Raw genomic sequence first — 25,759 nt, forward strand, 5'->3', positions numbered from 1 at the left:
AGTTTATGTTAAGTCACAATCCTTGCATTCTTCTTTGAGCTGGCAGTCTTCTGCGGTTGATGGTGCTGATGCTGTAGCACTCAATGTAGCCAGCAAACCTTTAACAACCCCTACTGGTAAAGATAAACCAAAGCTCCCATGCCCCACTTTCCCAGCTGTTATCGTCGATTTAGGTGACACAAACACCCCTGCGGAATTTACTTTAATAAAAGATCCACCAGCAGTGACGGTGGCTTCGTTGCCGGCTTCGATGACGATTTTCATGCTGGCTTGGAAGAGTTGTTCAGTGCCGGTTTGTTCGGTGTGTAAACTGGCGGTTTTTAATTGATATTGTTGGCCGCTGGTGATGTTTTCGGATTGGCCGATTTGGCGGTTAGCTAGTTGGTCTTTTTTACGATGGTGTTCGCCTTTGATGGTTTCATGCCGGGATGCATCAACAATTAAATGTCGGTTAGCTTGAACTTGTTCCCGTTGGACATGTTTAACGGTTAAATTCCAGTCTTTTTCGCCGTGAAAAAAAACTTGCTCTTGACCTTTTTTATCTTCATAGCGAATTTCATTAAAACCATTACCCCCTAATGAGCTCTGGCTTTTTAAGGTAATACGGGTTTTATTAGCGGGTAGTTTATAGGGTGGTTTATTAGTAGCATGATAAAGCCTAGCTAAAACAATCGGGTAGTCTGGGTCGCCATTCACAAAGTCTAACATAACTTCCTGACCCAAACGGGGTAAGGTGAATTGCCCCCATTGGGGGCCGGTCCAGTTATGAATGACTCGTACCCATTTTGAGGTGTTTTCATCATTCTGGCCTTGGCGATCCCATTGGTACTGGATTTTAATTTGGCCATAATTATTGGTATAAATCTCTTCTCCAGCAGGGCCGCTAACTATAGCAGTTTGGATTCCCTTTAGGTGTAGTTTGGTTTGCTGGCTTTTTAGCCGGAAGGGCTGTTCTGCTGTGAGGGCTTCAAATTTATTATGGTATTGACTACCTTTACTCGTGGCTTCCTCGGCTTCTGCCTGGGGTTGATCGCCATAGTGACTAACTTGTTTAATAATCACTTCTTGATTAATTTTCTTGGAGGGATGCTGTTGTAATTGCATTCGATAACCGGCAATTAAACGTACAGATGTGCTTAGCCCTTTTATTGTAATTTGACTTGCCTGGTCGGCTTCAAGCTGACGTGTACTGTGTTTTTTACCTGCATCTGGGCGATGATATTGGCCTGGATAATGATAGCGTTCCAGTTGTTGGTAACGATCTGCGGTTTGACTAACTTCCAGATCCAGCCGTGGGTTTTTGAAGTCATAATCCCGCAGTGATACTTTACCGACCCCAACTTGGCGTTTGGTCTTGATACCAAATGTTGTGTCGTGTTCTGGCACCATGCTGGTTTTAGCATGATACATGAGCGTTTTTGCTTCAATAAAATTGAAAGCAGGTTTGCTGTCGCCAAAAATAAGGGTGTGTTGCTCTGCCTGATGTTCAAAATGAAAATGAATGCCTTCCTCAGCCATTAGGCGACAGATAAATGTGTAGTCAGTTTCCTGGCTTTGTACACAATAGATACGCGGTTGATAATTATTGGCTAAACGGAACTCGTAATTTTCGCCACTGATATTGGCATCGTCCAATACCTGTTTGATAATTTCTGGGGTGGTGAGTTGTTGGAAAATACGGCTGGTAGCACGGAATTTTAAAAACCATAGTTTAGGCACAATCTGTAGTTGATAGCGACTAAAACGTCGTCCCACCGTTACCTGGCTAAATTGGCTTACCTCACCATGAATAATACGGGAATGTGGATCATCCAATAAGGTCAGTACTGCTGCTTGTTGGTAAAATTGTTTAAAGTCCAGATCAGGGTTTTCACAAACCAGGGTTACATCAAAACAGTAGGTATCAGATAGAATTTCAGTGCCTGAAAAAGAAACAACACGTAGCTCCTCCTTACACCCTGAAACCTTGATGGTAAATTGACTTCTATTGGCTGCTACTGGCATATGACTACGTTAACTACAGTACTACAAGTTAAAGCTTGAAATTCACAAAGATAAGAGTAGCAGGTGTTGTTGGTGCTGCATCCTAATAAATCTTTGACATATTCTCATTAATTAGGATGGAGCATCATTTGCGAAGAATATCGGCTATTGATTTTTGAGCTGGCTAAGAAGTTGGCTCATGTCATTAAGGGTTTGTTTTAGCTGACTAATTTCTTGCTCCAGTTTAACTAATCGCTCGCTGTAACTTTGGTCAAGTGAGTCGGTGAGATCATCAGCCCCCTGACGTCGTGTTATTTTAATAGAATAACTGCCTTGTTTATCAGCTTTACTAATAATAGTAGGGTTACCAAATTCATCTTGCTTTAAAGTCAGTTGGTGCTGATTAAAAACGGCTTTTAGGGCTGCTCTGGTTTTTTCATCAAGGCCCTGCTGCTTGAGGATTTCATCAAGAGTTTGATTATTAGTGGGTGTCGGCTCACTGAAGGAGAGGGTAGGTGTAATCAGGCAAATGCTAGTTAGCAGTAAAGTGAGTATTCTCATTTTTTTATATCCCTTACGTTTACCCCCTTAATAAACCCTAATGTGTTTTATTAAGGGGAGTTCCATGTTCATTATTGTTGTTAGTCGACTATACCTCAGCTTGGTCTGTTTGGGTAGCTGAGTAGCAATGGGGGCTATATTTGCTTAAGCGAAATGCCTTTAGTTGGCGAGTGCGATATTCAATAGGTTGATTCTGTTTGTCTAAAATAGTCATGCTGCAGTCATTGGTACTGCTGGTGGTTGTGTCGGTTGGTAACTGAAAAAGGGGAGTATATTGCTCGTCTTTTTCAGCATAAAATTCAATGATCATTTGGCAAATATTATTGCCATAGGGAGGAGTGCCAACAAACAGCAAAGTATTCACCTTGGTAGCAGGTATTTTAATTACTTGGGGATGGAAGATGCTACCAGCATAGTTAAAATATTCCCCATTAGAACAATTATCCTGGTTGGTAAATATAACCCCCTGATAAAATGTTTTTAATGTTGCTGTTGGGCCGTTGAATGTAGGCTGGTAAGAGGTCGTGCAAGCTGCCAATAATATAGTGCTCATTATGGCGAGAATGTTTTTGGTCATTGAGGTAAGTGGTAATTACATAGGTTAAAACGAAAACATAAATATCTCATAAACACGTGTACTAAACAATGTTTTTGTTAACTTGGTCAATTGATATGTTGATGTTGACTCAAAAACTATGTTTCTTACAGCAGGAGTCAAGCTTGCTTGTTAAAGTGCTTAGTGAGAGCGAATGAGTTATGCAATAACTAAAAATTAAAATTGCCGAATTTTTTTATCGGAAAATGGCTAATGTACAATAAGATAAAAAATGTAATGAAACAAAAGCTATAAGTGATGAACCAGGCCACTGTTTTACTGAAGCCATAGCTCCAGGCCAGTGAATCGTTTAAAGCCTCGATTAAAGTGAGCGGTTGTAACAGCAATGGTGTGCTATAGCAAGTACAGCTATCAAATGATTGACCAATGAGAGAAAGGATCAGCCAGGCCAGTGCTATTGAAAAAGTGCTACGAGTTAATGTCCTTATGAGTTTCATTTTATTTATACAAAAACCAGGTTTGATAATAACAGCCACTGGCTAAATATCATGTATTTAGTGGCTACATTCAGTCGTCGGGTAGGGTATTCAAGAGTGGTAGAAGAGTCCAATTAAACAGCAAAGTATTACCAGCTGATACCTTAGGTCGCTCTACATAATACTATTTGTGTTGTGTAAGGCCGGATAGCGTTAAGCTGTTTTTTGTTCCAGCAGCTCTACCAGTTTTTGTACTTGGCACAGACCATGCTCTGATATATCAATCGTTTGAAATCCTGCCCAATTGTTTTCAGGGGTATTACTGGCTTTTACCCATAAACATTCAGCGGTCAGTTCAATGTCATTTTTATCTCCAGCAGTAAAGGTTACTTGGATTTGGCATTGATATAGCTGACTGCTTGAAAGCTGTTTAGAGGTAATCAGCATAAATCCTTCGGTGGAAATATTAGCCAGTGCTCCCAGATATTCACCTGAAAGCAAGTCATATACATTAACAGGCTGAATCGCTTGTGTCCGTAGTTGCTGACGTTTTTCCATGGCTGATACCTATTGTTGCTTGTAAATCTGTATTTAGGCTGCTTCAAATAATTATCTAGGAGACATTAGCAGCCTGCTTCTTGCTTAAGCGTTTTAATACGCCGTGGATCGCATCCAGTGCTCTATCCATAAGTGGAATTTTTTCTATATAGCTTATTTCAGCTTCACCGCTGGTCAGTTCTCTTGCTAATACATCGATGGATTTGACGATCACCCGATTACCGGATTTATCAACAAACATGTAATTCCAGGTAGTTGGGCTGAACCAAGATAGCTTCATATGGGTAGTATGTTGTTTAGCATTAAACTTAAACCAGGTACCAAACTCCAAGGTTTTCAACTGTTCGATCAAGCTTTCATCAATGCCTTCTAATGTAGCAGGCATGCCCTCTAGGTCTTGTTCTAGGTGGATACCAGCTGGTTCCGCTTCGGTTTGTGGAATGTTTTGTACTTTCTGAGTGTTGGCGCTGGCTTCGATTGCTTCAGGTTGTATGTTTTCTGTGGGTGGCTTGGCTTTTAAGGCTGAGCGCTGGCAATGCACGATGGGTTTGATGGCAGTGGTGATATCATTTGCCTGGTAGCTGCCTAATGCTATCAATGTTTGTTTAATATCGTGCATTAAATGAGGTTGACGCTCTTTTAATAATTGTTTTTCTTCGCCAGTGTATTTAGGCGAAACGCTCCAGAAGATTTCATCAATTATTTGTAGCGATTTGTGCCAAGCAGGGCTATCAGTGCCATGACGTAACAAAATAAAAACCAATACGTCATGCCACTGGGTTTTGATGAATTCGATGACAGCCGTGGGGGGGGAGGCAGTAGCGGATAATTTTTTATTGATGACTAAATTGGCTCGTTTGCGAGCAGCAACCAATTTATCTCTACCTTTGGCTGCCTCGACAGCACGTTTTTCAATGATATCGTTTTGTTTTTTGACTGTTTCAGTGAATGTTTTAAACTCATCCAATAGCTCATCAAATAAGCTGGCATCGCCGCAAAAGTCTTTAACAATACGGCGAACCGTGTGCTGGATTTTTGCCAGAATACCTCGCTCGTCGTTTTTTCCGGGTGGCCACAATACGGCTGCTTGAGCCATAGAGTTTAATAGCCGACGAGCTGGGTGTTGGTGTTTTACAAACAGCTCTTTATCGAGTAAAGCAATTTTCAGGTAAGGGGTATGTAAATGACTTAACGTGGTTTTACATACATCTGGTAAGTTCTCATCATCCAAAATAAAATCAAAGAGCATGCCCACTAAGTCGATAATATCGGCATCTGCCTGAGCGATAGTATGACTTTGTTTGTTTTGACTAAGCTCGCTAACAAATTCATGTTGAAATTGATCAATAGCCTGTGGCTTTTCAAAGTTAAGTTGATCATTCTGCAGGCTGCTTTTTTGTAAGGTGCCTAAAGCAGAGAGCAGCTCTTCCTGGCTAAAGGTTTCGGCATTGGGTTCATCAGGTAAGTCAGGGAAACTCAAGATACTTTTAAAATTGCAAGGTTCGTTATTGGACCCCACTAAATTGTATTTACGCTGTAAATCAATAAGGCTGTTAATAGATTCAAACAGTTGTTGGCTAACTTCATCCCACTGTTCAGGGGCATGGGCAATGTAAGGGCTATTTGTTGATAAAGCATCAACTGTGGTTTTTGTTGCTTGATCTTCTTCAGGTGGTTCTTTAGCCATCTGCTCAGTAATGGGTTTATTAGCAGTGAATGCGGCTGCAATTTTGGCTGCTTCAGTGACAGCCGTCATATCACTTTCAGTTGTATTGGTTGGCTGGGGCCTTGCTCTCGTCTTATGTTCGCTGGAGGTCCCGGTAAACTTTAGGTTGGGCAGTATATTGGCTTCGATAAAGCGACTGTTAATTGCTTGATAAGTGTCTGGTAGCTTGGCAATCACATAAATGTCAAATAACTGATAAAGGGCTTCTTTTATCCGGCGATCAACTTGTACAGGTTGCAGGGCCTCACTTAAAATTTCGGTAAGTTGTTTAGGGGCAATAGGGTTGGTTTCATCAGTGATTTTGTGGCCCCCAACTAAAATAGAAAGCCGCTGATTTAAACCATAAAGAACCTCTGCACATTGGCCAGTGGCGCGAGTGGCAATGTTAAGTAAGATCATTGATTCTTCATAAGCTTCATCATGAAGAACAGATAGTTCCTCAAACGATACTTGCTGTGTATCTTCAGCTTGTTGTTTGGGAGTAATAGAGTCAATGAACTGTTGAAAGTGCATTGATAGCTTTTGATGAAAATCCCGCTCAATTTGTGGTCGTTGAATGCGCAGCTCTCGCATACCATCAAAAAAAAGTGACTGCACCTTATTACTTTCAGCTTTATCAGCCGCATCGAATAATGCGTCATCAACATGATCAAACATTTCTGCCAAGGCTTTGGCAGTAAAATTCATCATTGATTTACGGCATGCTTGCAATAACTCTGCATGTTGATCGTTGCCTTCTCTAAATTGAGGGTGCTTGCTATGTAAGTTAACTACTTTGGAGTTATCCTGCTTGCTCATAGGGATCCTTGTGAAGTGAATCCATGCAAATCGTTGAGACTAACCTAAGGAACTCTTGAAGTCCTAAGATTTTAAGCAAAAGTAGCCGGAAGATAAATTTCACAAGTGAGCTGGGCTACGGTCACTGTACACTAACTAGTAGTATAGTATCCGCCCAGGTAGTGGATTAAGAAATATCAAAATTGCTTTATAGTTTAAGATTTATGCAAAGTAGTTGGGGAGGCAAGAAAAAGCATAAGAATTTTTACCCTAACCCTTGACAGTTTTTCTCACTAAGGTATTATGCGCGCCACCAACGTTGAGGGGGCAGCCAAAACTGCTTCTAAAACAAGCTTCTATAGCAGGTAGCAGGATTAACTGGTAAACAGTTTTGAAAATGCCTGGTTAAATGAAGCGAATCACTTTACAGCAGATGTTTAAACTAGTAAGTTAAGCATCCGCTGATGAAGATCCCCGATAGCTCAGTTGGTAGAGCAAATGACTGTTAATCATTGGGTCACTGGTTCGAGTCCAGTTCGGGGAGCCACTCGGGGTATAGCGCAGTCTGGTAGCGCGCCTGCTTTGGGAGCAGGATGTCGGGAGTTCGAATCTCTCTACCCCGACCACTTTTCTAAGGGTCGTTAGCTCAGTTGGTAGAGCAGTTGGCTTTTAACCAATTGGTCGCTGGTTCGAGTCCAGCACGACCCACCATATTTAAACACCGCCTCTAGTTATAAACCTTATTAAAAGCTCCTTATTTTTATCTTTGTTCGATCCTACGTTAGCCACTATCAGTACTTGTTAATTAACTATGTTGTTTAGGTGAATCCAGCCAATTAATCGGCTCAATAGGCCAAACCCTACAACAATCAAAGCAATGATGATAAGTAACTTCATAGGCTTGAATGGTTGTCGTTCTATTTGATTAACTGGGGTGTTTAGAAACTGCTCCACCCGCTGCATATCTTCTTCTGAAAGTTTGTTGTTAGTCATTTCACTACTTCCACACTTAACCTCCTCTTTTTAGAGGAGGCAGTCGAAAAGGTTAGACGATATGGGGATCCAACATATGAGTTATAACATCTCAATTGCTACAGCTGTGGCTTCACCGCCACCAATACATAATGAAGCAACCCCTCGTTGTTTGCCGTAATGCTGCAGTGCATACATCAAACTAATAATAATCCGTGAGCCTGTTGAGCCAATCGGATGGCCTTGGGCACAGGCACCACCATGCACATTCACTTTTTCGTGAGGTAAACCATGCTCCTGCATAGCGAGCATCGTTACCATGGCAAAGGCTTCGTTAATTTCAAACAGATCCACGTGGTCAGCATTCCAGCCTACTTTATTAAATAAATTGGTAAGGGCGCCTACTGGTGCGGTCGTAAATAATGATGGATGTTGCGACTGGGTGGCATGGCCCACAATTCTTGCCATTGCCTTAATGCTCCGTGCTTGTGCTTCAGACTCAGGCATTAACACCAAAGCAGAAGCACCGTCGGAAATAGAGCTGGAATTAGCCGCGGTAATCGTGCCTTCTTTGCTGAAAGCAGCCCTTAAATGAGGGATTTTATCTATCTGAGCATTACCAGGTTGCTCATCAATGTTAACTAACGCCTCCCCTTTACGGGTTTTGACTGGCACTGGCACAATTTCCGTGTCTAGTTTTCCTTTTTCAATGGCCTGCTGAGCTCGTTTTAGAGAAGCAATGGCAAAGTTATCCATAGCTTCCCGAGTCAGACCATGTTTGTCAGCCGTTTCCTGAGCAAAAGACCCCATTAGTCGGCCAGTTTCGGCATCCTCCAAGCCATCAAGAAACATATGATCTTTAATTTCACCATGGCCCATTCGGTAGCCGCCGCGTGCTTTATCCAGCAAATAAGGGGCGTTGGACATACTTTCCATTCCCCCTGCAACCATAATTTTATTAGTGCCTGCTTTTATAAGATCGTGGGCTAACATAACAGCCTTCATACCCGAACCACACAATTTATTAATTGTGGTACAACCTGTTGCAGGCGGGAGTCCTGCTAACAATGAGGCCTGACGGGCAGGACCTTGTTTTAAACCTGCAGGCAACACGCATCCCATAATTACTTCTTCTATTTCTTCAGGCTTAAGTTGGGAGCGGTTAATTGCTTCTTTTATTGCGACTGCACCTAGTTGAGGAGCGGTAACTGGGCTAAGTACACCTTGGAAGCCCCCCATTGGGGTGCGTGCACCATTGACGATAACAATCGAATCCTGACTCATGATCTATCCTAATTGGTGATAACCGCGTTATTTTTTGATATGACTTTATCGTGCTCTATTAGATTTTTCTAGGTTTATTTATGCCAGTGCTACTAGTCAATTGACGTATGCTAAGTTTTTGATCAAGTGTAACAAAAAGTTAGGTAAGACCTTTTCAAAAAGACTAAATAGAAATACTACAAGAGAAAGGAATACAAATTAATGGAAACTAAAATAATTAAGCCTACTAAGTCAGCTTATGACTATCCATTATTGCTGAAGCGATTACTGTTGTCAGGAGGGCGTTATGAGCCCAAGCGGGAAATTGTCTATCGTGACCAGGTTCGTTATAACTATGCTTCTTTAAGGGAGCGTATCTGTCGTCTAGCCAATTTATTGGTAAAAGCTGGGGTAAAACCTGGCGATACGGTAGGTGTATTGGAGTGGGATAGCCATCGTTACCTCGAATGTATGTTTGCTATTCCGATGATTGGGGCGATTATCCATACAGTTAATATTCGTCTGTCACCTGAACAAGTGTTGTATACCATGAATCATGCAGATGACACTTTAGTACTAGTGAATGATGAATTCTTACCCATTATTGAAGGTATTCATGATCAACTGAAAACGGTCACTAATTATGTATTAATGTCTGACAATAAAGATGCCACTGTTCCAGACAAGCTGCCTTTTATTGGGGAGTATGAGCAACTCTTGGCAGATGAAGATACGCATTATGATTTCCCAGATTTTGATGAAAATAGTGTGGCCACAACCTTTTATACGACAGGTACTACTGGTAATCCAAAGGGAGTGTATTTCACTCACAGACAATTAGTGTTGCACTCTTTGGTTATTGCTCAGGCGCTAGGCACTTTATCTGGCCATAATTTAATGAAGTCATCTGATGTGTATATGCCTATCACTCCAATGTTTCATGTGCATGGTTGGGGGGTACCTTATGCAGCAACAATGTTAGGTGCTAAGCAAGTTTATCCAGGGCGTTATGAGCCAGAAATGTTGCTCAAGCTGTACATGCAAGAAAAAGTGTCCTTTTCCCACTGCGTGCCTACCATTATGTTTATGATTGTCCAGGCAGCAAAGGCTAATAATATTAAGTTTAATAATTGGAAAGTATTAATTGGAGGCTCTGCATTGCCCAAAGGATTAGCTGTTGCAGCAAGAGAAGTTGGGATTCATCTAAATGGTGCTTATGGTATGTCCGAAACTTGTCCACTGTTAGCTGTTGCCTATTTAAATGAAGATTTACAAGCATTAAGCCCAGATGAACAATTAAATTATCGGATTAAAACCGGTGTACCTTCCGCTTTGGTTGACTTAGAAGTAATGGATGAGAGTGGCAATATTTTACCCCATGATGGTGAATCGATAGGAGAAATTGTTTGTCGTGCCCCTTGGCTGACTCCAGGCTATTTTAAAGAGCCCGAAAAAAGCGAAGATTTATGGCAAGGCGGTTGGTTACATACGGGAGATATGGCCACCATTGATGAAATGGGTTTTATTCAGATTTGTGACCGGATGAAAGACATTATTAAAACGGGTGGTGAGTGGATATCATCCCTTGATCTAGAAAACTTACTATCACAACATTCAGCAGTCGCAGAGGCTGCTGTAGTGGGGATACCTGATGATCGCTGGGGAGAACGGCCGTTTGCCATGTTAGTGCTGGAAAAAGACCAAATGGTAACAGCTGATGATATTAAACAACATTTACAAAAACATGTAGAAGAAGGTGAAATTAATAAATGGGCTATACCGGACCGCATTGAATTTGTAGAAGCGATTCCAAGAACGAGTGTAGGAAAAATTGATAAGAAAAAAATTCGATCAGATATGCAATAATATTATATCTGTAATTACCGCCACTTATCTCTTACCTTAAATATCCTATGGAATATTTGGGGTAAGCCCCCAATTTTTTATCACTATCAGCTACAATTAGTCAGTAACTGCCTTATACCTTGCCCATTGGGTATAGCAGGAGGGGGGTAGTATATAATCAAGATCGACTTGCACTTTGCCAAGGAGGGGGGTATGTCGTCTCAACCTACCATTGCTATTTATGATGAGTCATTTAATGGTCCTTTGACTGAACGGCTTAAGAAATATTTCGAAGTGGTTCCACTCCGGGTGACTGATGATTGTTTTACTGCTGCAGAAAACCCTGCTATTGAGGTAATAATTTTACGAGTAAAAGATCGTGATGAAAAAATATTAACATTGTGTCAGCAATTATATGAGTTTGACCAAGCTAATAACATTTCAGTTGTGCTGGTTTCTGATTGTCAAGAACTAGATTTTAAAGTGAAAGCTCTGGAAATGGGTTGTCATGACTTAATTGCTAGCTCTGTATCTGATCAGGAATTAAATGCGCGAATAACTAAAGAAATATACCATTCAATTGCCAGTCGCCAGTTGAAAAAAAGATTACAACTCAAACGACCAGAATTTACCGCTGACAGGCAAAAATATTTATTAAAAGAGGTAGTTCGTTTTAGTGTGGAAGCTGTTCATGCTGCAAATATAGATGAACTCAGCCAACAAGTATTTAAAACCATGAGGGCGTTTAATTTAGAGTGTAGCTTGCAGTTAAGATGTCAACACTCGGTAAAAAATATGGAAGCCCATGGTATGGCGAAAGCGCTAGAGTCGCAGTTGCTAGACCAGCTTAGAGGGATGGGTGATCGGTATCAGTTTGGTAAAAAATGTATCTTTAATTATGGAAATGTTTCGTTATTGGTTAAATCTATTCCAGCAGAAATAGCGAAAGATAAAAAATTAATCTTCGTATTAATTGAAAAAATTATCCGAGTGGTTGACCGTCAACTTTTAGTATTAGAAGAGCATAACCAACTTAAAGAGCAGCGGGAAATCTTAAAAATGCTGGTACTTCGGGTGCATCGTTATGTGCAAAAAACTGGAGATGGTTATCAAGAGGTGATGCGCCAAATTGCTGAAGTAGCGGAAAATACTGCACATGAACTGGAAGAGGCTGTCGCTAGTTTACCTATCGACGATAATGATCTAACACACTGTGATCGTATTATTAGTAGCAGTATTCAGCAATTCGATAGCTTGCTTGAAAAGGGAATCTGTTTAGATGAAGACTTTGAACAAATGATATACCGAATGGCAGACATTGTGTTATCCAATAAAGTAACTGATCGGGTCAGGTTAATTTCAGAACTGCTTGCTAGTGGTCCATGTGCAAAATAAAGTCACAAATTAACGTATACCCGTCGCGAATCATTTCTAGGTTTTGTTATCGTCGTTCCTCAATTTATATAGATTCATGGGGCTTCGTTACTTGATGGTCTTACCTAAAAACCCTTTGCATTGGGTATATACGCCACTAGTTAGCTTAACTGATATCATTCGCTATGCGTATAACGTGTTGTATATAACCTTTTAATGTATATCTTTTTTATTGCCAAATTCACAAACTTTGATCGTTTACTTTTTGTCGTAAGGTAATGAGGTTACAATCGGTCGAACTAAAAAAGTGGCCAATGGGTCACTATAGCTTTATGAAAGTAATCCACTTTTTGTATAGGATGCTTATATGATAAAGAAAATTGCTGCGACAACCTTGGCTGTAACAGTATTGGCGGGCTGCCAAACGACGAATCCATATACCGGGGAAGGAGAGTTTAATAAAACTTCCAAATACGGTGGGATTGGTGCATTGGCTGGTGCTGTCGTAGGTGGTATCGCGGATGGAAAAAAAGGTGCGCTGAAAGGTGCTGCTGTGGGTGCTGCAGCAGGAGCTGGGTATGGTTACTATGTTGATCGACAAGAAGACAAGCTAAGAGCTCAGCTTCGTGGTACAGGCGTGCAAGTACAACGCCAGGGTAACCATTTACGTTTGATTATGCCAGGTAACATAACTTTTAATACCAACTCATACGACATTCAAGCTGGTTTTTATCGAGTACTCAATTCAGTGTCAACTGTGTTGAAAGAGTTTGATAAGAATGGTGTCGAAGTTGTTGGACACACTGATAGTACGGGTGGGTATCAATACAACCAGCAACTGTCGCAGAAGCGGGCACAAAGTGTTGCCAGTTACTTGATAAACCAAGGTGTTACACCAAACCGAGTCAGCTATTATGGAGCTGGCCCTGATAACCCAATTGCTGACAATAGCTCAGCTGGCGGTCGTCAGCAGAATCGCCGGGTTGAAATTAACTTGCAGCCGCCGGCTCAATATTAATATCTTCTAATGATTGCTTATGTTATAGATGCCTTAGGTATCTATAACATTGGCCTGATTATTACTATCTTGCAAACTTAATTCCAAGTGCTGTTACGAAGCCCCAAACCCAATTAAAAAACACGACAAACAAGGGTGTCAGTAGTCCAAGTTCGAGACCTGCCATTCCCTTATGGGCTTTATAGGGGAATACCACAAACAGTTGGATAGCAGTTGGTGCTAAGCTAAGTAGGGTGCCTTTAAGCAGTAACTTTGACTTCATAAAAGGCAGTAAAAATAATAGGCTCCAGATTCCCCCCCAAACAATACGTGGATAAAGCCAAGCAGGGTTTAATGTTGGTGCAATAGCAACATCCATTGCTTTGGTAATTTCAAAATGACCAAATAGCCAAACGGTTAAGCTATTGGCTAAGGCACCTAAGCAACCCGCCGCAAAATAAATCATAAGTTTTTTCATTGAAATGCCATCAATTAGTTTTGTTTATAAAAACTAGACGAAAATAGCGAGAAATGAGGTATCTATAGCCAAAGCACATGGAATTATGAGCTTAGTTGGTCATAGGTCAGCTCTGCCAAGTTCAATAATTGGTCTCGTGGTAACTCTCCCGTTAGGGCATAGCCTAGTTCACGATCTACCCAATAGAATACACCTACCTTATTGGTTTGAGTGTAGTGAAAGGCAGTTTCACGATTTTCTGCTGCATCATGACGTACATAAAGGGTAAGGCGATTACCTGCATTATTTTCATACATAAAGTGAGCGACAGGCCCTTTATCACCCGGCAGCAGCCGTCCACCAACTAAGTGATAGCCTTGACTTGTTAGTTGTGGGATACGTAGTTGTGTACCCAACCGTTTTGAAAGCCATTTAACCAGGTGAGCTTCTTGATCAGCACCTACTTCGACTGGGTGGCGTACTTCAGGGGTGTAAACCACATGAGCTAACGTAGCTTGTTGGGCAAGTGGCAATATTGATGTTGGGGGATTGGAAGCTATAGGTGGAACACCCTGTGCTTTTTGAGTGCCTTGAAGATTAAAGCCAACTACACCTCCCAGCGTCATCCAGGCAACAGCAGCAGCTACTCGCAGCCAGGCTGGGCCTTTAGCTGTAGGGCGGCGAGCAGCTAGTTTTAAATGGCCTGGTATGGGAGCTGATAATTCAATCGCAAAAGCTTGTTGAATAGTTTGTTGCTGTTTTTTCCAATTATTTACTTTTTCAGCAGTTTCAGGGTGTTCTGTTAGCCACTGCTCTAGCTCATGCTGACGAGCTGCATCAAGCTGATTGTCCACATAAGCATGTAATTCATTTTCACTTGGCTTGTTCATTTCACAATCCTCAGCGATTGCTGCTTATCAGGGGGAGTTGGCTCTTTTGCAAGTAGTTTGGCTAGTTTGCTACGTGCCCGGGACAGTCTCGACATGACTGTTCCCTGGGGGACACCTAAAATATTGGCTGTATCAGCATAGGAATATTCTTCAAGGGTTACTAGTAGCAATACTTCTCGTTGTTCAATTGGCAGTAGAGCGATAGCACTGCGAATATCACGTAACTCTAATGCATCGGTTTGAGTGGCTCGTGTGCTGGGCTCTTCATGAAGCTCATGTAAAGCATCAGCAATAGGCTTTCGGCTACGATATTGGTTAACAAACACGTTATGCATGATGGTCATTAACCATTTATCCAGCCGACTGCCACGCCGAAACAGGGATAGCTTTTTCCAGCCCCTTTCTAGAGTGTCCTGCACTAGGTCATCTGCTGCATGGTGATCACCTGTTAGTGCTATAGCATAACGACGCAGACGGGGCAGATAGACTTCAAAGCTATCCATACATCACCTCATGAACAGCAGTAATTACTTCGCAATACGCCAAACGTTTTTAACCCCATCACCTGTGGTATCACCAGGCTGTTTATCTTTAACCCAGAAATACAAAGGCTTACCTTTCACTGCCCATTGTTTGCTACCATCATCACGGGTGATAATAGAAAAGCTTCCAGTTGGTTTTGCATTTTTTTTAGCAAACAGGGGTGGCCACAGGCTGGCACACTTATCATTACAGACACTTTTTCCAGAATTGGCGACATCTTTGTCAAAGGTATAAAGGGTCATGCCATTTTCCCCAACTAATATGCCGTTTTGTTGTTGTGCTGGGGCATGTCCTGCACTGGCGCAAGCGGCTGTCGTCGTAATAAATAGTGCAGCAATGGTTAGGTTTAGTTTATTCATTAGTCACTCCTATCGAGGCTGTCGCAAAACTACTGCGCTTGCAAATGCTGTGTTAAAAATCGACTCAAAATGCTCATTTATTAAGTATAAACTCCGCTTTTTCGCCGATTTTTGCCATGTCTTTGCTTCGCTCATAATCTTTTGCGACACCCTCTATCATGGTAATAACGAGTTAAATTCTGTTTAAGTAACAGTCGTAATAGTTAACAGGAGCTTTTATCTGTTTATTCCCAAAGTTGTTAAAAAAATCTTTGTCGGTTATTTATTGTTTTTGATTGTTGTGGTGATAGGTATTGCAGATAGGAATTAAAAATAAATAGAGCTACTGGCAAAAATAAAAACAAAAAAGCCATCCTATTAAATTTTTTTTAGAGGATGGCTTTTTTGTTTTAAATTAATTGTTTAAAAAGCAAGGATTATTGTGTTGCATTTTCTCCTTCTGTTGAACGCTTGCCTTTAGAATCATGGGGCTTATCTTCACACATGCGTTTTTTGTGTTTTTGATGGCGTTCTTTACGTTTTTCGTGTAGCTGATTAAATTTTTCCAATTGCTCTGGTGTTAATACACCAGTAAGTTGGTTGACGGTGTTTTGATGAACTTGTTCCATTTCTGCTTGAATTTGTGGTCGATACTTTTCATGAATGGCACAGCGTTCTTTGCGTTGGCTGTTCATAATGGAGTGAAAGGCTTCTTTTTGTTCGTCTGTCATTGATAGCTCTTTAACAAGACGGGGACCTTTGTGCTTACCTGGGTGACCACCTTCCCAAGCAAAACTATTAAAAGCTAATGGAATAGTCAGTGCTAGGGCTGCTAAGCTGTAACCAAATTTTTTCATCTCTTTTACCTCGTCCATTGCTATAACAAACAGTTTTTCTATCTTTCTATCGAGCTGCTAATTTGTCGATGATTTAAAGATACATAACGAATGAGGAAGAAATGTGGAAGAAATAAGGAACCTACTAGTTTTGTCCTTCTTCGCGAAGGATATACTTATCACGATTCATCTTTAGGTGTTAAAAAAAGTAATAATACCCACAGCGAAGGGCATTTTAGGCGAGGCCATCGAGCGATGAAGCCCCAGGAGTTTAGATCAGCTAAATGACTGGGGTGAAGAGCGACGGATAACAAAGCCTAAAATTCATTCGCGAAGGGTATAACCTGCTCCGTAAATGGAATGAATCATCTCTTGCTCCCCATTAATCTCCGCCAGCTTCTTACGTATTTTTTTGATATGGCTGTCAATAGTGCGATCACTGACGATGCGATGATCTTCGTAAATGTGTTCCATTAACTGCTGACGATTAAAGATGCGGCCAGGTTTGTCGGCGAGTATCTGCAATAACTTAAATTCAATCGCTGTTAAGGGAACTGGTTTGCCAAAATAGGTAGCAGCGAGCTGTTCTGCATCTAATTGCAGTGGGCTAGTGACTGTTGCTTCTGTATTGGTGTGGGGGTGAGCTCGGCGTAATACCGCTTTAACCCGGGCGACGACTTCCCTAGGGCTGTAAGGTTTGCATATATAATCATCGGCTCCTAGCTCAAGACCTAGCAGTCTATCAATTTCGTCAACCCGAGCCGTCACCATAATAATGGGTACACTGGAAAAGCTTCTGATAGCCTTGCATATTTCCAAACCATCCATACCTGGCACCATTAAATCCAGCAAAATTAATTCCGGCTGATTGGCTTTTACCCAGGGCACGACGGCTGTGCCTTCATGGAATATTGTGGGCTCGAAACCCGCATTGGCAATATAATCAGCTAGTAATTTAGCGAGCTTTACTTCATCTTCAACTATCAGTATTAGCTTCATAGTACACTTAGCATCACCTTCAGAAAGGTAATGAGATAATTAATTTTAAACCACCCAGAGCAGAATGTTCTGCGTTAATCTGCCCATGGTGGCCATCAACAATCGCTTTTACAATAGCCAGCCCAAGTCCTGCTCCCCCTTTATCTCTCTGACGGGAACTGTCTACTCGATAAAGTCGCTCAAATAATAAAGGCAGGTCAGCATCTGCAACACCAGGGGCTGAATCTTCCCAAATAATATTAATGGCAATAGCCTGTTGCTCAACCGTTACCTTGATATTGCCGGGGCTGTCAGTGTAATTAATGGAATTGACTAGCAGATTAGTGAACAGCTGTTGTATTCGGCTGCTATCAAGGGGCAAGCTAAGCGTTTTATCTACCTTGCTATCAAGTGTGACCTGAATACTTTGGTTGTGTAATAACTGATTATGGCGATCAAGGATGTTTTCTAAAACAGGGATAATAGCTTGTGGCGACAGTTGGTAAGCAACTGCGCCAATATCTTCAAGGGCCAAGTGATGTAAATCATTTACTAAATGTTTAAGCCGGTCCAGGTCTTTTTTTAATGATTGAATACTGGCTTGGCTGAGCGGGCGAATACCATCTTCGATGGCCTCCATTTCTGCTTGCAATACACTGATAGGTGTACGTAACTCATGGGCAATATCCGCCAGCCACTGCTTTCGTAATTGCTCTTGTTGACGTAACAACTCACTGAGTCGATTAAAGTCATTTGCCAGTAAGCCTAGTTCATCCTGTTGGTTATTGATTAATGGTGAATGAGGCTGGCGGTTAGCAAGCTGGTCCATCGCTAACCGCAACCGTTGAATAGGCTTTACAATGGTGCTGGCCAATGGGATAGCCAGCAATGCCATAACCAAAATAACAATACTAGTAATAACCAGCAGCCACTGTTGGTGCTCTTCAGCAAAGGTAATGTCGTTATATTCGGTAAGCTCTCTACGAGGAATTAATCCAACATAACCCACCACTTGATTTTGATGCTCAATAGGGTGAAACAGCGGTGTCACTTTATCAGGCACCCTACCAATCAACAGCTGCTTATGCTGATCAAACAACAAAAAACGGCGTACATATCTTCTGAAAGGCGGCGGGTGTCGTGGTGGGCGATTAACTAACCTAGGAGATAAGGCGGAAATCACTAGCTCGCTCCAGCGGCGACGATTTTGCGTAAGCGCCTGCCAGCTTTGTTGTTGCTGATAATAACTTGTCAACGATGGCACTAGCTTTTCAAGCTGAGCGCTATCACGCTGGTTGATGTACTGTAGAAACCCGCGATCAAAACTCCACTGCATTAAGCCAAACATAATTAGCGCCACCAAACTAGTAGCGATAACAACCAAAATACACAGCTTCCAGCGAATGCTGAGAAACATTTTAGGAGTAGGGGGTGTCAGCAGGCTTGATTTGTCGTTCATGGTTTAATAGTAACCAGGAACAGGGGGTGGGGCAATACAGGGAGTAAAAACGGGTAATCAACGACGTTTGATTGATCTATTTTTATGCGCTAGCAAAGTAGGACGGCTTATATGGATTGGTGTAAATATCGTATTTAAAATAATTATTTCTTAGTAGTTGAAAATGGCTAAAAATGTGGCGATATAAGAAGGATATATTAGTGGCTTTTCGGTTTGAAATATTGCTGAAAAATGGCAGTTGTGGTATAGTAATCAACCTTATAAACAAGGGAACAACCAAATTTTACCTCCTGTAGTCAGTAGGAATCTTTAGTCTAAAAAATAAGGGAAAGTAAATAATTGGGCTTTGCTTCTGATGAGTCTGTATATAAGAAAGCTTAAGAAATAAATAGAGGCTTTGATTAAAAAACAATATTTGTAAACTACTGACTGGATTAAAATGACACAAACCGAGAAATAACGATGGCATTAAATAAAATAAATACACATTATTCTAAGAGTAGCTACTCTGAAGAAAGAAACTACTTTATAAAAAAAAGTAAAAAATAGAAGTTTGCTTGAAAGCTATGGTCCCTTAGGCTTTTATGTTGATAATAAAGCTAACCTTGCGATAGGGTTTGGATTCGACTTATCAAAATACTCTGTAAAGGATGTGGTTAAAACTTTAGAACCACACTTATTGAATCCATTTACTTCGTATGAAGTAGCCGTTTTAAAAGCATATATTAATGATGAAGCGTTACAGTGGCCAGGGAGTAAGTTCAATGGCAAACAGTTATTGCCTTATCAAGTGAAACAACAGTTGATTAATATTCGATTAAAATCGACTGAAGCTGCATCAACTTTATTAGAAAATGAGTTGAATGATTTGGAAAAACAGCTTGACGATTTATTAGGTGATAACCATCAACTACCAGCGTCCAAAGAACGGATTGCGGTAATTTCACTTTTAAAGGAAAGTGTCGAAACTAAGGGTGAGTTATTAAAAGATAGTATAAAATCAATAAAAAATATAATCACTGAAGGGGAAGGTGATCCAACCCAGCGAGCAAGACTCTGGAGCTTAATTAAATATCAGTCTAATACTGAAAAGAGTCATTTAGTTCAAGAAACGCGCGATCAGCAAGCAGAGCTATTTTCATTATATGAAGGTGAGGGGGAGCCTACTTCTGATGAAGAAGCAAAAGCAGTTATTTATACACTTACTCAGCAAAAAGCAATGGCAGTATCATACTTTGTTGATATGGGGTTGGGTTCAGAGGCTCATTTTGATGAGCATGTCATGATAGCCACTGACTATCTGGGTGGTCTCGATAAGACAATCATTGGTGCTGATAGCCGCTATAAAGACAGTCAAGGTAATTCGGTTGATGATAAAGATAAGCTAATAGGTACAGAGGGCGATGATCTAATTTATGGCCAAAGTGGTGTTGATGAGATATTAGCTGGTGAAGGTGATGATGACGTTTTTGGTGGTGCTGGCAACGATATCATAAAAGGTGAGGATGGGTTTGATTCAATTGAAGGTGGAGAGGGTAATGACATTCTGCTTGGTGGAAATGGTGAAGATGCAATTGAAGGAGATTTAGGCGATGATATTATTATTGGAGGGGCTGAAAGTGATGAGCTAAGTGGTGGTGAAGGCAATGATATTATTAGTGGCTGCGATGGCAGAGATAGCATTTATGGTGGTGAGGGTAATGATATATTTATAGGGGGACAGGGGGATGATATTATTGACTTAGATGGTGGTGATATTTGTATAGTTAGCCCTGATAGTGATCATGATAGTTTATATGGCTCTAAAAAAGGCGGGGATACAGTATTATTTACTGGAGGCATTCAACCTGAACAAGTATTTAAAGGAGTGATTAAAAGAGGTGATAGTGTAGTACTAACAGCACTTGGAGCAAATGCTAAACTAACGTGGAGTTCATTTTTTCCTAATAGTGATGATTATGAAGTGAACAGAATTACTTTTGAGAATGGTTTTACTATCAATAGCCAAGAAGTACTCGATATTTTTTCTGATACAGCCGATAAGTATAAAAACATATTAAAACTAAGAGATTTTTCAAAAGATAACCTATGGTTTAGCCAACAAGATGATAATTTACAAATTAATGTGATTGGCTCAAATGACCAATTTATAATAGAAGATTGGTATTCTTCTTATAAGTGGCGGCAGGTTGATGTTCAAGTTGATGTTATTGAAACCAACGATCATTTACTTGTTAAAGATGATATAGAAGTGCTTGTGCAAGCCATGGCCGCCTTTAATGACTATGAAACCGCAGACGGTAATGTAACTGCTGAAGTGCAAGCTTCGTTAGCCCCTGTCTTATCAGCTGCATGGCAGCCTAAACATTGATTTAGATTGCTAATATACAGATATTAAAACCCGCATTATGCGGGCTTTTTGGTATAGGCGTTTTAATGTTGAATGGAAGGCTTTTGTTTACTCAACTCACCCAGCAACTGATCTTTTTTCTCCCACAGTTCTGTTACCCATAACTGAAACTGCTCGCGGAATTGGCCGTCATTAATATAATCTTTATTAAGAAATTCTTTGGGGATTTCGATTTGCTCTATTCGAATAGCAATGTCATTGATTTTTCCGCAGAGGAAGTCCCAGTAACTAAGTTGTTTTTCTGGGTAGTAGATGGTGATATCTAATAAGCTTTTTAGTTGATCGCCCATGGCGCCGAGGGCGAAGCCGATGCCGCCGGCTTTGGGTTTTAATAAGTGATTAAAAGGGGATTGCTGGTCACGGTGCTTTTCCTCGGTAAAGCGGGTACCTTCTATAAAGTTAAATACGGCGACTGGGGTTTCTTTGAATTTTTCGCAGGCTTTACGAGTGGTGGCTAAGTCTTGGCCTTTTTTTTCGGGATGTTTTTCTAAATAGGCTTTGCTGTATCGTTTCATAAAAGGAAAATCTAATGCCCACCAACATAGGCCAATAACAGGGACCCAGAAGAGTTCTTGTTTGATAAAGAATTTAAGCATGGGGATACGACGGTTAAGGACATGCTGTAATAAGGTGATATCTGCCCAGGATTGATGATTACTGGTCACTAAATACCAGCCGTCTTTTTTTAGGCTACTTAAGCCTTTTATATCCAATGTAAGTTGTTGGGTCAGTTTCATCCATAAGCTGTTTATGCTCATCCACAGTTCAGCGATTTTGATCAGTATTTTTGCACAGGCTTGTTGCCAGGCTTTAATAGGGATCAATAGTTTTAACAGGGCAATGATCAGTAATGGACAGCTGAGTATGATGGTATTTAAAGCCAGCATTAAACTGGCAATGCAGCCTTTAATGGGTGGAGGCAGTTTTTTAAGCATATGAAAGGTACATCCTATTAGGTTACTGCTTATACCCTTCGCGTATGATTTTTAGGGTTTGTTGTCATCACTCCTCACCTCAATCACCTATTATTTATAGGCTCATGAGGCTTCGTAGCTTGACAGCCGCCCCTAAAAGCCATTCGCAGTGGGTATATTAAATTATGACAGTAAAATAGCACTTTGCTTCGAGAGTGTGAATATTAGGTGGCTAGAAGAGTTTTGGTGATATGAGGGCTATATAACCGATACAGAGCGCGCAGCGAGTCTATCCCTCGGCATCCATGCCTATATCGTTCATCTAGCCCTATTCATAGATCTTGTTCTATGAATAGACAAAAACGACATCCAAGATCAACTTGTTTTTACTTTAGTCTTCAGAAAGGTGGATGAAGAAATTATTTCCTATTACTAAACTGATCCGCTTGAATGGCGGTGAGGGCGATGGTGTAGACGATATCATCCACTAATGCTCCCCGTGATAAATCATTAACAGGTTTACGCAAGCCTTGTAGCATGGGGCCGACACTGATTACATCAGCACTGCGCTGAACGGCTTTATATGTCGTATTACCTGTGTTGAGGTCAGGGAATACGAATACTGTCGCTTTACCTGCTACTGGGCTGTTGGGTGCTTTTTTCTTGGCGACACTTTCGATTGCAGCGGCATCGTATTGTAGCGGACCGTCTATTAATAAATCGGGCCGCTTTTGTTGGGCTATTTTGGTTGCTTCGCGCACTTTTTCCACATCACTTCCTGTGCCTGAACTGCCGGTGCTATAGCTAATCATGGCGACTTTAGGTGAAATACCAAAGGCGGCTGCAGAGTCAGCACTTTGAATAGCAATATCTGCTAGTTCTTCAGCATTCGGGTCTGGGTTTACTGCACAGTCGCCATATACCAATACCTGCTCTGGTAGTAACATAAAGAAAATGGAAGACACCAGTTTTGCATCTGGGTGGGTTTTAATTAATTGGAATGCTGGGCGAATAGTGTTGGCCGTGGTATGTACGGCACCTGATACCAAACCATCTACTTCATTTTGAGCGAGCATCATAGTCCCTAAGACTACATTATCTTCCAGCTGGGCTTCAGCCATTGGGGCGTTAAGGCCTTTATATTTTCTTAACTCAACCATGGGTTTTATATAACGGCCCCTGACTTCATCTGGATCCATAATGATGACACTGTCGGGTAACTGAAAGCCTTGATCTTGAGCTACTAGGTGAATTTCTTCGGTTTTACCTAATAAAATACACTCAGCAATGCCTCGTTCATGACAAATAGACGCTGCTCGGACGGTTCTTGGTTCATTACCTTCTGGCAAAACGATTCGCTTGCTAGCCTGGTTGGCCCGTTTAATTAATTGATAGCGGAAAGCAGGCGGCGAGAGTCGTATTTCTACCTGAGTGCCACAACGTTCTTTAAGCCATTCAGCATTGAGCTTATCGGCCACTGAGTTCATTACCAACTCAATGCGTTCTCTATCATCAATAGGCACTTCATTATTTAGTCGATCTAGGGTAGTTGCCGTGTTATAGGAATTGAGTTGAGTCAGTAAAATAGGGAGCCCATGCTGCTGAACATTTTTTTTGCATAAGTTCATTATTTGTTCATGGGGCTCAATACCATTAGTTAATAATAGTCCAGCAAGTGGCACACCATTACTTGCAGCCATGCAAGTGGCTAAAATAATATCATCCCGGTCGCCAGGGCAAATAATGAGTTTACCTGGCTTGAGTAAATGACAAATATTGGCTGCTGTTCTAGCACACAGCACTTTACCCGTTATTCGGCGGTGTTCAATATCCCCTTTATGAAGCACTTGAGTTTTTAGTAGGTCGGCAATTTCTTTGGTACGGGGGGAGGACATATCCTCATTCCAGGAGATGTAACCAATAGGGTGAAATTGCTTACGGCGAAACTCAGGTAGTTTATCAAATGCGTCGGCACTACTGTCTTCTATTTGCTGGAGTAGCTCGATGGGTAACTTGTTAATGATATAGCCAATGACTTTTCGATGCTGGATGCCTCCAAAATTATCAGCGGTTATTTCCAGCTTATCAGCTACTTCTGACAGACTGTCTTCCTGACCAGAAGCCACCAGAATAACATCAGCATCCAGGGTTTTGGCGATTTCACCATTTAATCCAGTAACATAAGGCGCTGCACGCGTGGGTACTAAGCCTTCTACCACGACAACATCGGCATCAATAGCGGCGCGATCAAATTGCTCAACTATTTCTTCCATCAGCATATCACGCTTATTGTCGCCTAATAGATCTTCTACTCGCTCTAATGAAATAGGTGGAGGAGGAGTAAAGCCCATCACTTGTTGTATCATTTGGGTAGAGCGTTCTGGCCCTTGATCTGATGCATGTTGTTGCGCAATAGGCTTACAAAAGCTAACTCTTAAGCCGACGTTATCCAAGGCGCGTACCAAACCAAGGGCAACTGAAGTGAGTCCAACACCAAAGCTAGTTGGGGCAATGTAAAATGTATGCATTGTTCACCTTAGTCGTTACCGGTTGCTGTGGTTTGATTAATTAAGCTGGCGGTATCTCTGGCAATCATTAACTCTTCATTGGTTTTTACAACTAAAGCACAAGTAGAGTTTGGTTGGGTAATGACACCCTGCTCATTGCCATTTTGCAGGTTTGCCTGCTCGTCTAATTTAAAACCAAGAATAGCCAGTTGTTTGATGACTTGCTGTCTAACATAAGATGAATTTTCCCCAATACCACCAGTGAATACTAATCCATCAATTTTTGTTAATGCCGTGGCTAATCCGCCTAAAGTCTTCGCTAGCTGATAACAAAAAACGGCAATGGCCAATTGAGCTTGTTGGTTACCCTGGTTGGCAGCTTCTTCAAGTGTACGCATGTCATTACTCAGCTCGGAAATGCCCAACAAACCACTTTCTTTATTCAGTATGTGGCTGATGTCGTCTAGGCTATAGCCATATTCAGCGGCTAAAAATGAAAATAGATTTGGGTCTAGATTACCACTGCGGGTACCCATCACTAGGCCTTCCAATGGAGTAAGTCCCATCGTGGTGTCTATAGCTTGGCCATTACTTATCGCGGCCGCACTACAACCGTTGCCTAAATGAGCACATAATAATTGGCTGTGCTGCTGGTCAATACCTAATTGCTGGCAAGCGGCTGTGGTTACATAACGGTAACTGGTGCCATGAAAACCATAACGACGGACACTTTTTTCTTTGTAAAACCGATAGGGAATAGCGTACAAATAAGCTTGAGCTGGCATGGTTTGATGAAAAGCAGTATCAAATACGGCAACTTGTGGCATCTTCTCAAAGTATTTTTCAGTGATGGTAATGCCCAATAAGTTGGCCGGATTATGCAAAGGGGCTAAGGGCTGACAATCAGCAATGGCTTTTTTGACTTTTTCATTGATTAGCGTGGAATGGGTAAATTCTTCGCCACCATGCACTACCCGATGGCCAATTGCAGCAAGAGAATCAATGAGCTGTTGTTCTGCTAACAGCTTTAAAATCGACTGCATGGCTAAATCATGGTCAGCTGTTGTTAGTGCAATTGTGTGTTTTTGTTGGCTGTCTTTCCACACGATTTGCGAGCCGGTTTCGCCTAGTCGTTCGGCAATTCCGGTAATAAGTGCTTGTTCAGTAGTGGGATTGATGACAGCAAACTTGATTGATGAGCTGCCACAGTTGATAACGAGAATGTTGGAGGGTGTAGTATTCACTGCAAACTGTCTTTTGTTAAGAAATTAACGTGTTATAGCCTTTGCGAATGGTTGCTAGTGCTTATGTTAGTCACTACAAGCGATTCACTGAAGGC

21 protein-coding genes and 3 tRNA genes are annotated in these 25,759 nt (G+C 41.4%); 7 read left to right on the forward strand and 17 right to left on the reverse strand.

The annotated features are described in order from the left end of the window. Nucleotides 1-3 precede the first annotated feature (3 nt). The 5 genes from G4Y78_RS07980 to G4Y78_RS08000 all read right to left on the reverse strand — a co-directional run bounded on the left by G4Y78_RS07980 (nt 4) and on the right by G4Y78_RS08000 (nt 6,658). Nucleotides 4-2,004, reverse strand: a complete 2,001-nt coding sequence (locus G4Y78_RS07980; RefSeq protein WP_163832527.1) for a type VI secretion system Vgr family protein — start codon at nt 2,002-2,004, stop codon at nt 4-6. Between the two features lie 144 nt (nt 2,005-2,148). After that, complete coding sequence (locus tag G4Y78_RS07985; RefSeq protein ID WP_163832528.1) at nt 2,149-2,544, reverse strand: hypothetical protein; 396 nt, start codon at nt 2,542-2,544, stop codon at nt 2,149-2,151. 88 nt (nt 2,545-2,632) lie between these two features. Beyond that, nucleotides 2,633-3,097 carry a hypothetical protein gene (locus G4Y78_RS07990; protein ID WP_163832529.1) on the reverse strand — a complete coding sequence of 155 codons (465 nt, stop codon included), beginning with the start codon at nt 3,095-3,097 and terminating at the stop codon, nt 2,633-2,635. Nucleotides 3,098-3,789: 692 nt separating this feature from the next. Beyond that, nucleotides 3,790-4,134: a PilZ domain-containing protein gene (locus G4Y78_RS07995; RefSeq protein ID WP_163832530.1), complete on the reverse strand. Its 345-nt coding sequence runs from the start codon at nt 4,132-4,134 to the stop codon at nt 3,790-3,792. Nucleotides 4,135-4,189: 55 nt separating this feature from the next. After that, nucleotides 4,190-6,658, reverse strand: coding sequence for a DUF1631 domain-containing protein (locus G4Y78_RS08000; protein WP_163832531.1), 2,469 nt, complete (start codon nt 6,656-6,658; stop codon nt 4,190-4,192). 450 nt (nt 6,659-7,108) lie between these two features. Between G4Y78_RS08000 and G4Y78_RS08005 the strand changes: the two genes are divergently transcribed. From G4Y78_RS08005 to G4Y78_RS08015, 3 genes are all read left to right on the forward strand, one after another. After that, nucleotides 7,109-7,184, forward strand: a tRNA-Asn gene (locus G4Y78_RS08005). Between the two features lie 2 nt (nt 7,185-7,186). Further along, nucleotides 7,187-7,263, forward strand: a tRNA-Pro gene (locus G4Y78_RS08010). 9 nt (nt 7,264-7,272) lie between these two features. Continuing rightward, nucleotides 7,273-7,348: transfer RNA gene (locus G4Y78_RS08015), tRNA-Lys, on the forward strand. 90 nt (nt 7,349-7,438) lie between these two features. Here G4Y78_RS08015 and G4Y78_RS08020 read toward each other — a convergent pair. Both G4Y78_RS08020 and G4Y78_RS08025 read right to left on the reverse strand, forming a co-directional pair. Beyond that, nucleotides 7,439-7,630 (reverse strand): DUF3094 family protein, encoded by a 192-nt coding sequence (locus tag G4Y78_RS08020; RefSeq protein ID WP_163832532.1) that lies wholly within the window; start codon nt 7,628-7,630, stop codon nt 7,439-7,441. A gap of 81 nt (nt 7,631-7,711) precedes the next feature. Continuing rightward, complete coding sequence (locus tag G4Y78_RS08025) at nt 7,712-8,893, reverse strand: acetyl-CoA C-acyltransferase (protein ID WP_163832533.1); 1,182 nt, start codon at nt 8,891-8,893, stop codon at nt 7,712-7,714. A 201-nt stretch (nt 8,894-9,094) separates the two neighbouring features. Between G4Y78_RS08025 and G4Y78_RS08030 the strand changes: the two genes are divergently transcribed. From G4Y78_RS08030 to G4Y78_RS08040, 3 genes are all read left to right on the forward strand, one after another. Next, entirely contained in the window at nt 9,095-10,738 is a 1,644-nt protein-coding gene (locus tag G4Y78_RS08030) for a fatty acid--CoA ligase (protein ID WP_163832534.1), read from the forward strand. Between the two features lie 192 nt (nt 10,739-10,930). Next, entirely contained in the window at nt 10,931-12,112 is a 1,182-nt protein-coding gene (locus tag G4Y78_RS08035; protein WP_163832535.1) for a response regulator, read from the forward strand. 346 nt (nt 12,113-12,458) lie between these two features. Next, complete coding sequence (locus G4Y78_RS08040) at nt 12,459-13,109, forward strand: OmpA family protein (protein WP_222937662.1); 651 nt, start codon at nt 12,459-12,461, stop codon at nt 13,107-13,109. 64 nt (nt 13,110-13,173) lie between these two features. On the opposite strand, the gene G4Y78_RS08045 is transcribed toward G4Y78_RS08040, so the two are convergent. From G4Y78_RS08045 to G4Y78_RS08075, 7 genes are all read right to left on the reverse strand, one after another. Further along, a complete protein-coding gene (locus G4Y78_RS08045) occupies nt 13,174-13,566 on the reverse strand; it encodes a hypothetical protein (protein ID WP_163832536.1) in 393 nt (130 codons plus the stop codon). An 83-nt stretch (nt 13,567-13,649) separates the two neighbouring features. Next, the gene (locus G4Y78_RS08050; protein WP_163832537.1) at nt 13,650-14,435 is read right to left on the reverse strand and encodes an anti-sigma factor family protein; all 786 of its coding nucleotides are present in this window, start codon (nt 14,433-14,435) and stop codon (nt 13,650-13,652) included. Continuing rightward, nucleotides 14,432-14,938, reverse strand: coding sequence for a sigma-70 family RNA polymerase sigma factor (locus tag G4Y78_RS08055; protein WP_163832538.1), 507 nt, complete (start codon nt 14,936-14,938; stop codon nt 14,432-14,434). Before G4Y78_RS08055 ends, G4Y78_RS08050 begins: the two co-directional genes overlap by 4 nt. Before the next feature lie 24 nt (nt 14,939-14,962). Next, nucleotides 14,963-15,337, reverse strand: a complete 375-nt coding sequence (locus G4Y78_RS08060) for a COG4315 family predicted lipoprotein (RefSeq protein WP_163832539.1) — start codon at nt 15,335-15,337, stop codon at nt 14,963-14,965. A 416-nt stretch (nt 15,338-15,753) separates the two neighbouring features. Next, nucleotides 15,754-16,173 (reverse strand): Spy/CpxP family protein refolding chaperone, encoded by a 420-nt coding sequence (locus G4Y78_RS08065; RefSeq protein WP_163832540.1) that lies wholly within the window; start codon nt 16,171-16,173, stop codon nt 15,754-15,756. Nucleotides 16,174-16,476: 303 nt separating this feature from the next. Continuing rightward, nucleotides 16,477-17,151, reverse strand: coding sequence for a response regulator (locus G4Y78_RS08070; RefSeq protein ID WP_163832541.1), 675 nt, complete (start codon nt 17,149-17,151; stop codon nt 16,477-16,479). Nucleotides 17,152-17,170: 19 nt separating this feature from the next. Next, nucleotides 17,171-18,589 (reverse strand): ATP-binding protein, encoded by a 1,419-nt coding sequence (locus G4Y78_RS08075; protein WP_163832542.1) that lies wholly within the window; start codon nt 18,587-18,589, stop codon nt 17,171-17,173. Nucleotides 18,590-19,142: 553 nt separating this feature from the next. Between G4Y78_RS08075 and G4Y78_RS08080 the strand changes: the two genes are divergently transcribed. Beyond that, entirely contained in the window at nt 19,143-20,960 is a 1,818-nt protein-coding gene (locus tag G4Y78_RS08080) for a hypothetical protein (protein ID WP_163832543.1), read from the forward strand. 62 nt (nt 20,961-21,022) lie between these two features. On the opposite strand, the gene G4Y78_RS08085 is transcribed toward G4Y78_RS08080, so the two are convergent. The 3 genes from G4Y78_RS08085 to G4Y78_RS08095 all read right to left on the reverse strand — a co-directional run bounded on the left by G4Y78_RS08085 (nt 21,023) and on the right by G4Y78_RS08095 (nt 25,664). Next, nucleotides 21,023-21,934, reverse strand: coding sequence for an acyltransferase (locus G4Y78_RS08085; protein WP_163832544.1), 912 nt, complete (start codon nt 21,932-21,934; stop codon nt 21,023-21,025). A gap of 398 nt (nt 21,935-22,332) precedes the next feature. Next, nucleotides 22,333-24,441 carry a phosphate acetyltransferase gene (gene pta, locus G4Y78_RS08090; RefSeq protein WP_163832545.1) on the reverse strand — a complete coding sequence of 703 codons (2,109 nt, stop codon included), beginning with the start codon at nt 24,439-24,441 and terminating at the stop codon, nt 22,333-22,335. 8 nt (nt 24,442-24,449) lie between these two features. Then, the gene (locus G4Y78_RS08095; protein ID WP_163832546.1) at nt 24,450-25,664 is read right to left on the reverse strand and encodes an acetate/propionate family kinase; all 1,215 of its coding nucleotides are present in this window, start codon (nt 25,662-25,664) and stop codon (nt 24,450-24,452) included. Nucleotides 25,665-25,759 lie beyond the last annotated feature (95 nt).

The organism is Spartinivicinus ruber (assembly GCF_011009015.1).
Classification (GTDB): domain Bacteria; phylum Pseudomonadota; class Gammaproteobacteria; order Pseudomonadales; family Zooshikellaceae; genus Spartinivicinus; species Spartinivicinus ruber.

What these genes read in the sequence shown, in the direction of transcription:
- G4Y78_RS07980 (WP_163832527.1), bottom strand. Translation starts at nt 2,004, where the DNA reads ATGCCAGTAGCAGCCAATAGAAGTCAATTTACCATCAAGGTTTCAGGG.
- G4Y78_RS07985 (WP_163832528.1), bottom strand. Translation starts at nt 2,544, where the DNA reads ATGAGAATACTCACTTTACTGCTAACTAGCATTTGCCTGATTACACCT.
- G4Y78_RS07990 (WP_163832529.1), bottom strand. Translation starts at nt 3,097, where the DNA reads ATGAGCACTATATTATTGGCAGCTTGCACGACCTCTTACCAGCCTACA.
- G4Y78_RS07995 (WP_163832530.1), bottom strand. Translation starts at nt 4,134, where the DNA reads ATGGAAAAACGTCAGCAACTACGGACACAAGCGATTCAGCCTGTTAAT.
- G4Y78_RS08000 (WP_163832531.1), bottom strand. Translation starts at nt 6,658, where the DNA reads ATGAGCAAGCAGGATAACTCCAAAGTAGTTAACTTACATAGCAAGCAC.
- G4Y78_RS08020 (WP_163832532.1), bottom strand. Translation starts at nt 7,630, where the DNA reads ATGACTAACAACAAACTTTCAGAAGAAGATATGCAGCGGGTGGAGCAG.
- G4Y78_RS08025 (WP_163832533.1), bottom strand. Translation starts at nt 8,893, where the DNA reads ATGAGTCAGGATTCGATTGTTATCGTCAATGGTGCACGCACCCCAATG.
- G4Y78_RS08030 (WP_163832534.1), top strand. Translation starts at nt 9,095, where the DNA reads ATGGAAACTAAAATAATTAAGCCTACTAAGTCAGCTTATGACTATCCA.
- G4Y78_RS08035 (WP_163832535.1), top strand. Translation starts at nt 10,931, where the DNA reads ATGTCGTCTCAACCTACCATTGCTATTTATGATGAGTCATTTAATGGT.
- G4Y78_RS08040 (WP_222937662.1), top strand. Translation starts at nt 12,459, where the DNA reads ATGATAAAGAAAATTGCTGCGACAACCTTGGCTGTAACAGTATTGGCG.
- G4Y78_RS08045 (WP_163832536.1), bottom strand. Translation starts at nt 13,566, where the DNA reads ATGAAAAAACTTATGATTTATTTTGCGGCGGGTTGCTTAGGTGCCTTA.
- G4Y78_RS08050 (WP_163832537.1), bottom strand. Translation starts at nt 14,435, where the DNA reads ATGAACAAGCCAAGTGAAAATGAATTACATGCTTATGTGGACAATCAG.
- G4Y78_RS08055 (WP_163832538.1), bottom strand. Translation starts at nt 14,938, where the DNA reads ATGGATAGCTTTGAAGTCTATCTGCCCCGTCTGCGTCGTTATGCTATA.
- G4Y78_RS08060 (WP_163832539.1), bottom strand. Translation starts at nt 15,337, where the DNA reads ATGAATAAACTAAACCTAACCATTGCTGCACTATTTATTACGACGACA.
- G4Y78_RS08065 (WP_163832540.1), bottom strand. Translation starts at nt 16,173, where the DNA reads ATGAAAAAATTTGGTTACAGCTTAGCAGCCCTAGCACTGACTATTCCA.
- G4Y78_RS08070 (WP_163832541.1), bottom strand. Translation starts at nt 17,151, where the DNA reads ATGAAGCTAATACTGATAGTTGAAGATGAAGTAAAGCTCGCTAAATTA.
- G4Y78_RS08075 (WP_163832542.1), bottom strand. Translation starts at nt 18,589, where the DNA reads ATGAACGACAAATCAAGCCTGCTGACACCCCCTACTCCTAAAATGTTT.
- G4Y78_RS08085 (WP_163832544.1), bottom strand. Translation starts at nt 21,934, where the DNA reads ATGCTTAAAAAACTGCCTCCACCCATTAAAGGCTGCATTGCCAGTTTA.
- pta (WP_163832545.1), bottom strand. Translation starts at nt 24,441, where the DNA reads ATGCATACATTTTACATTGCCCCAACTAGCTTTGGTGTTGGACTCACT.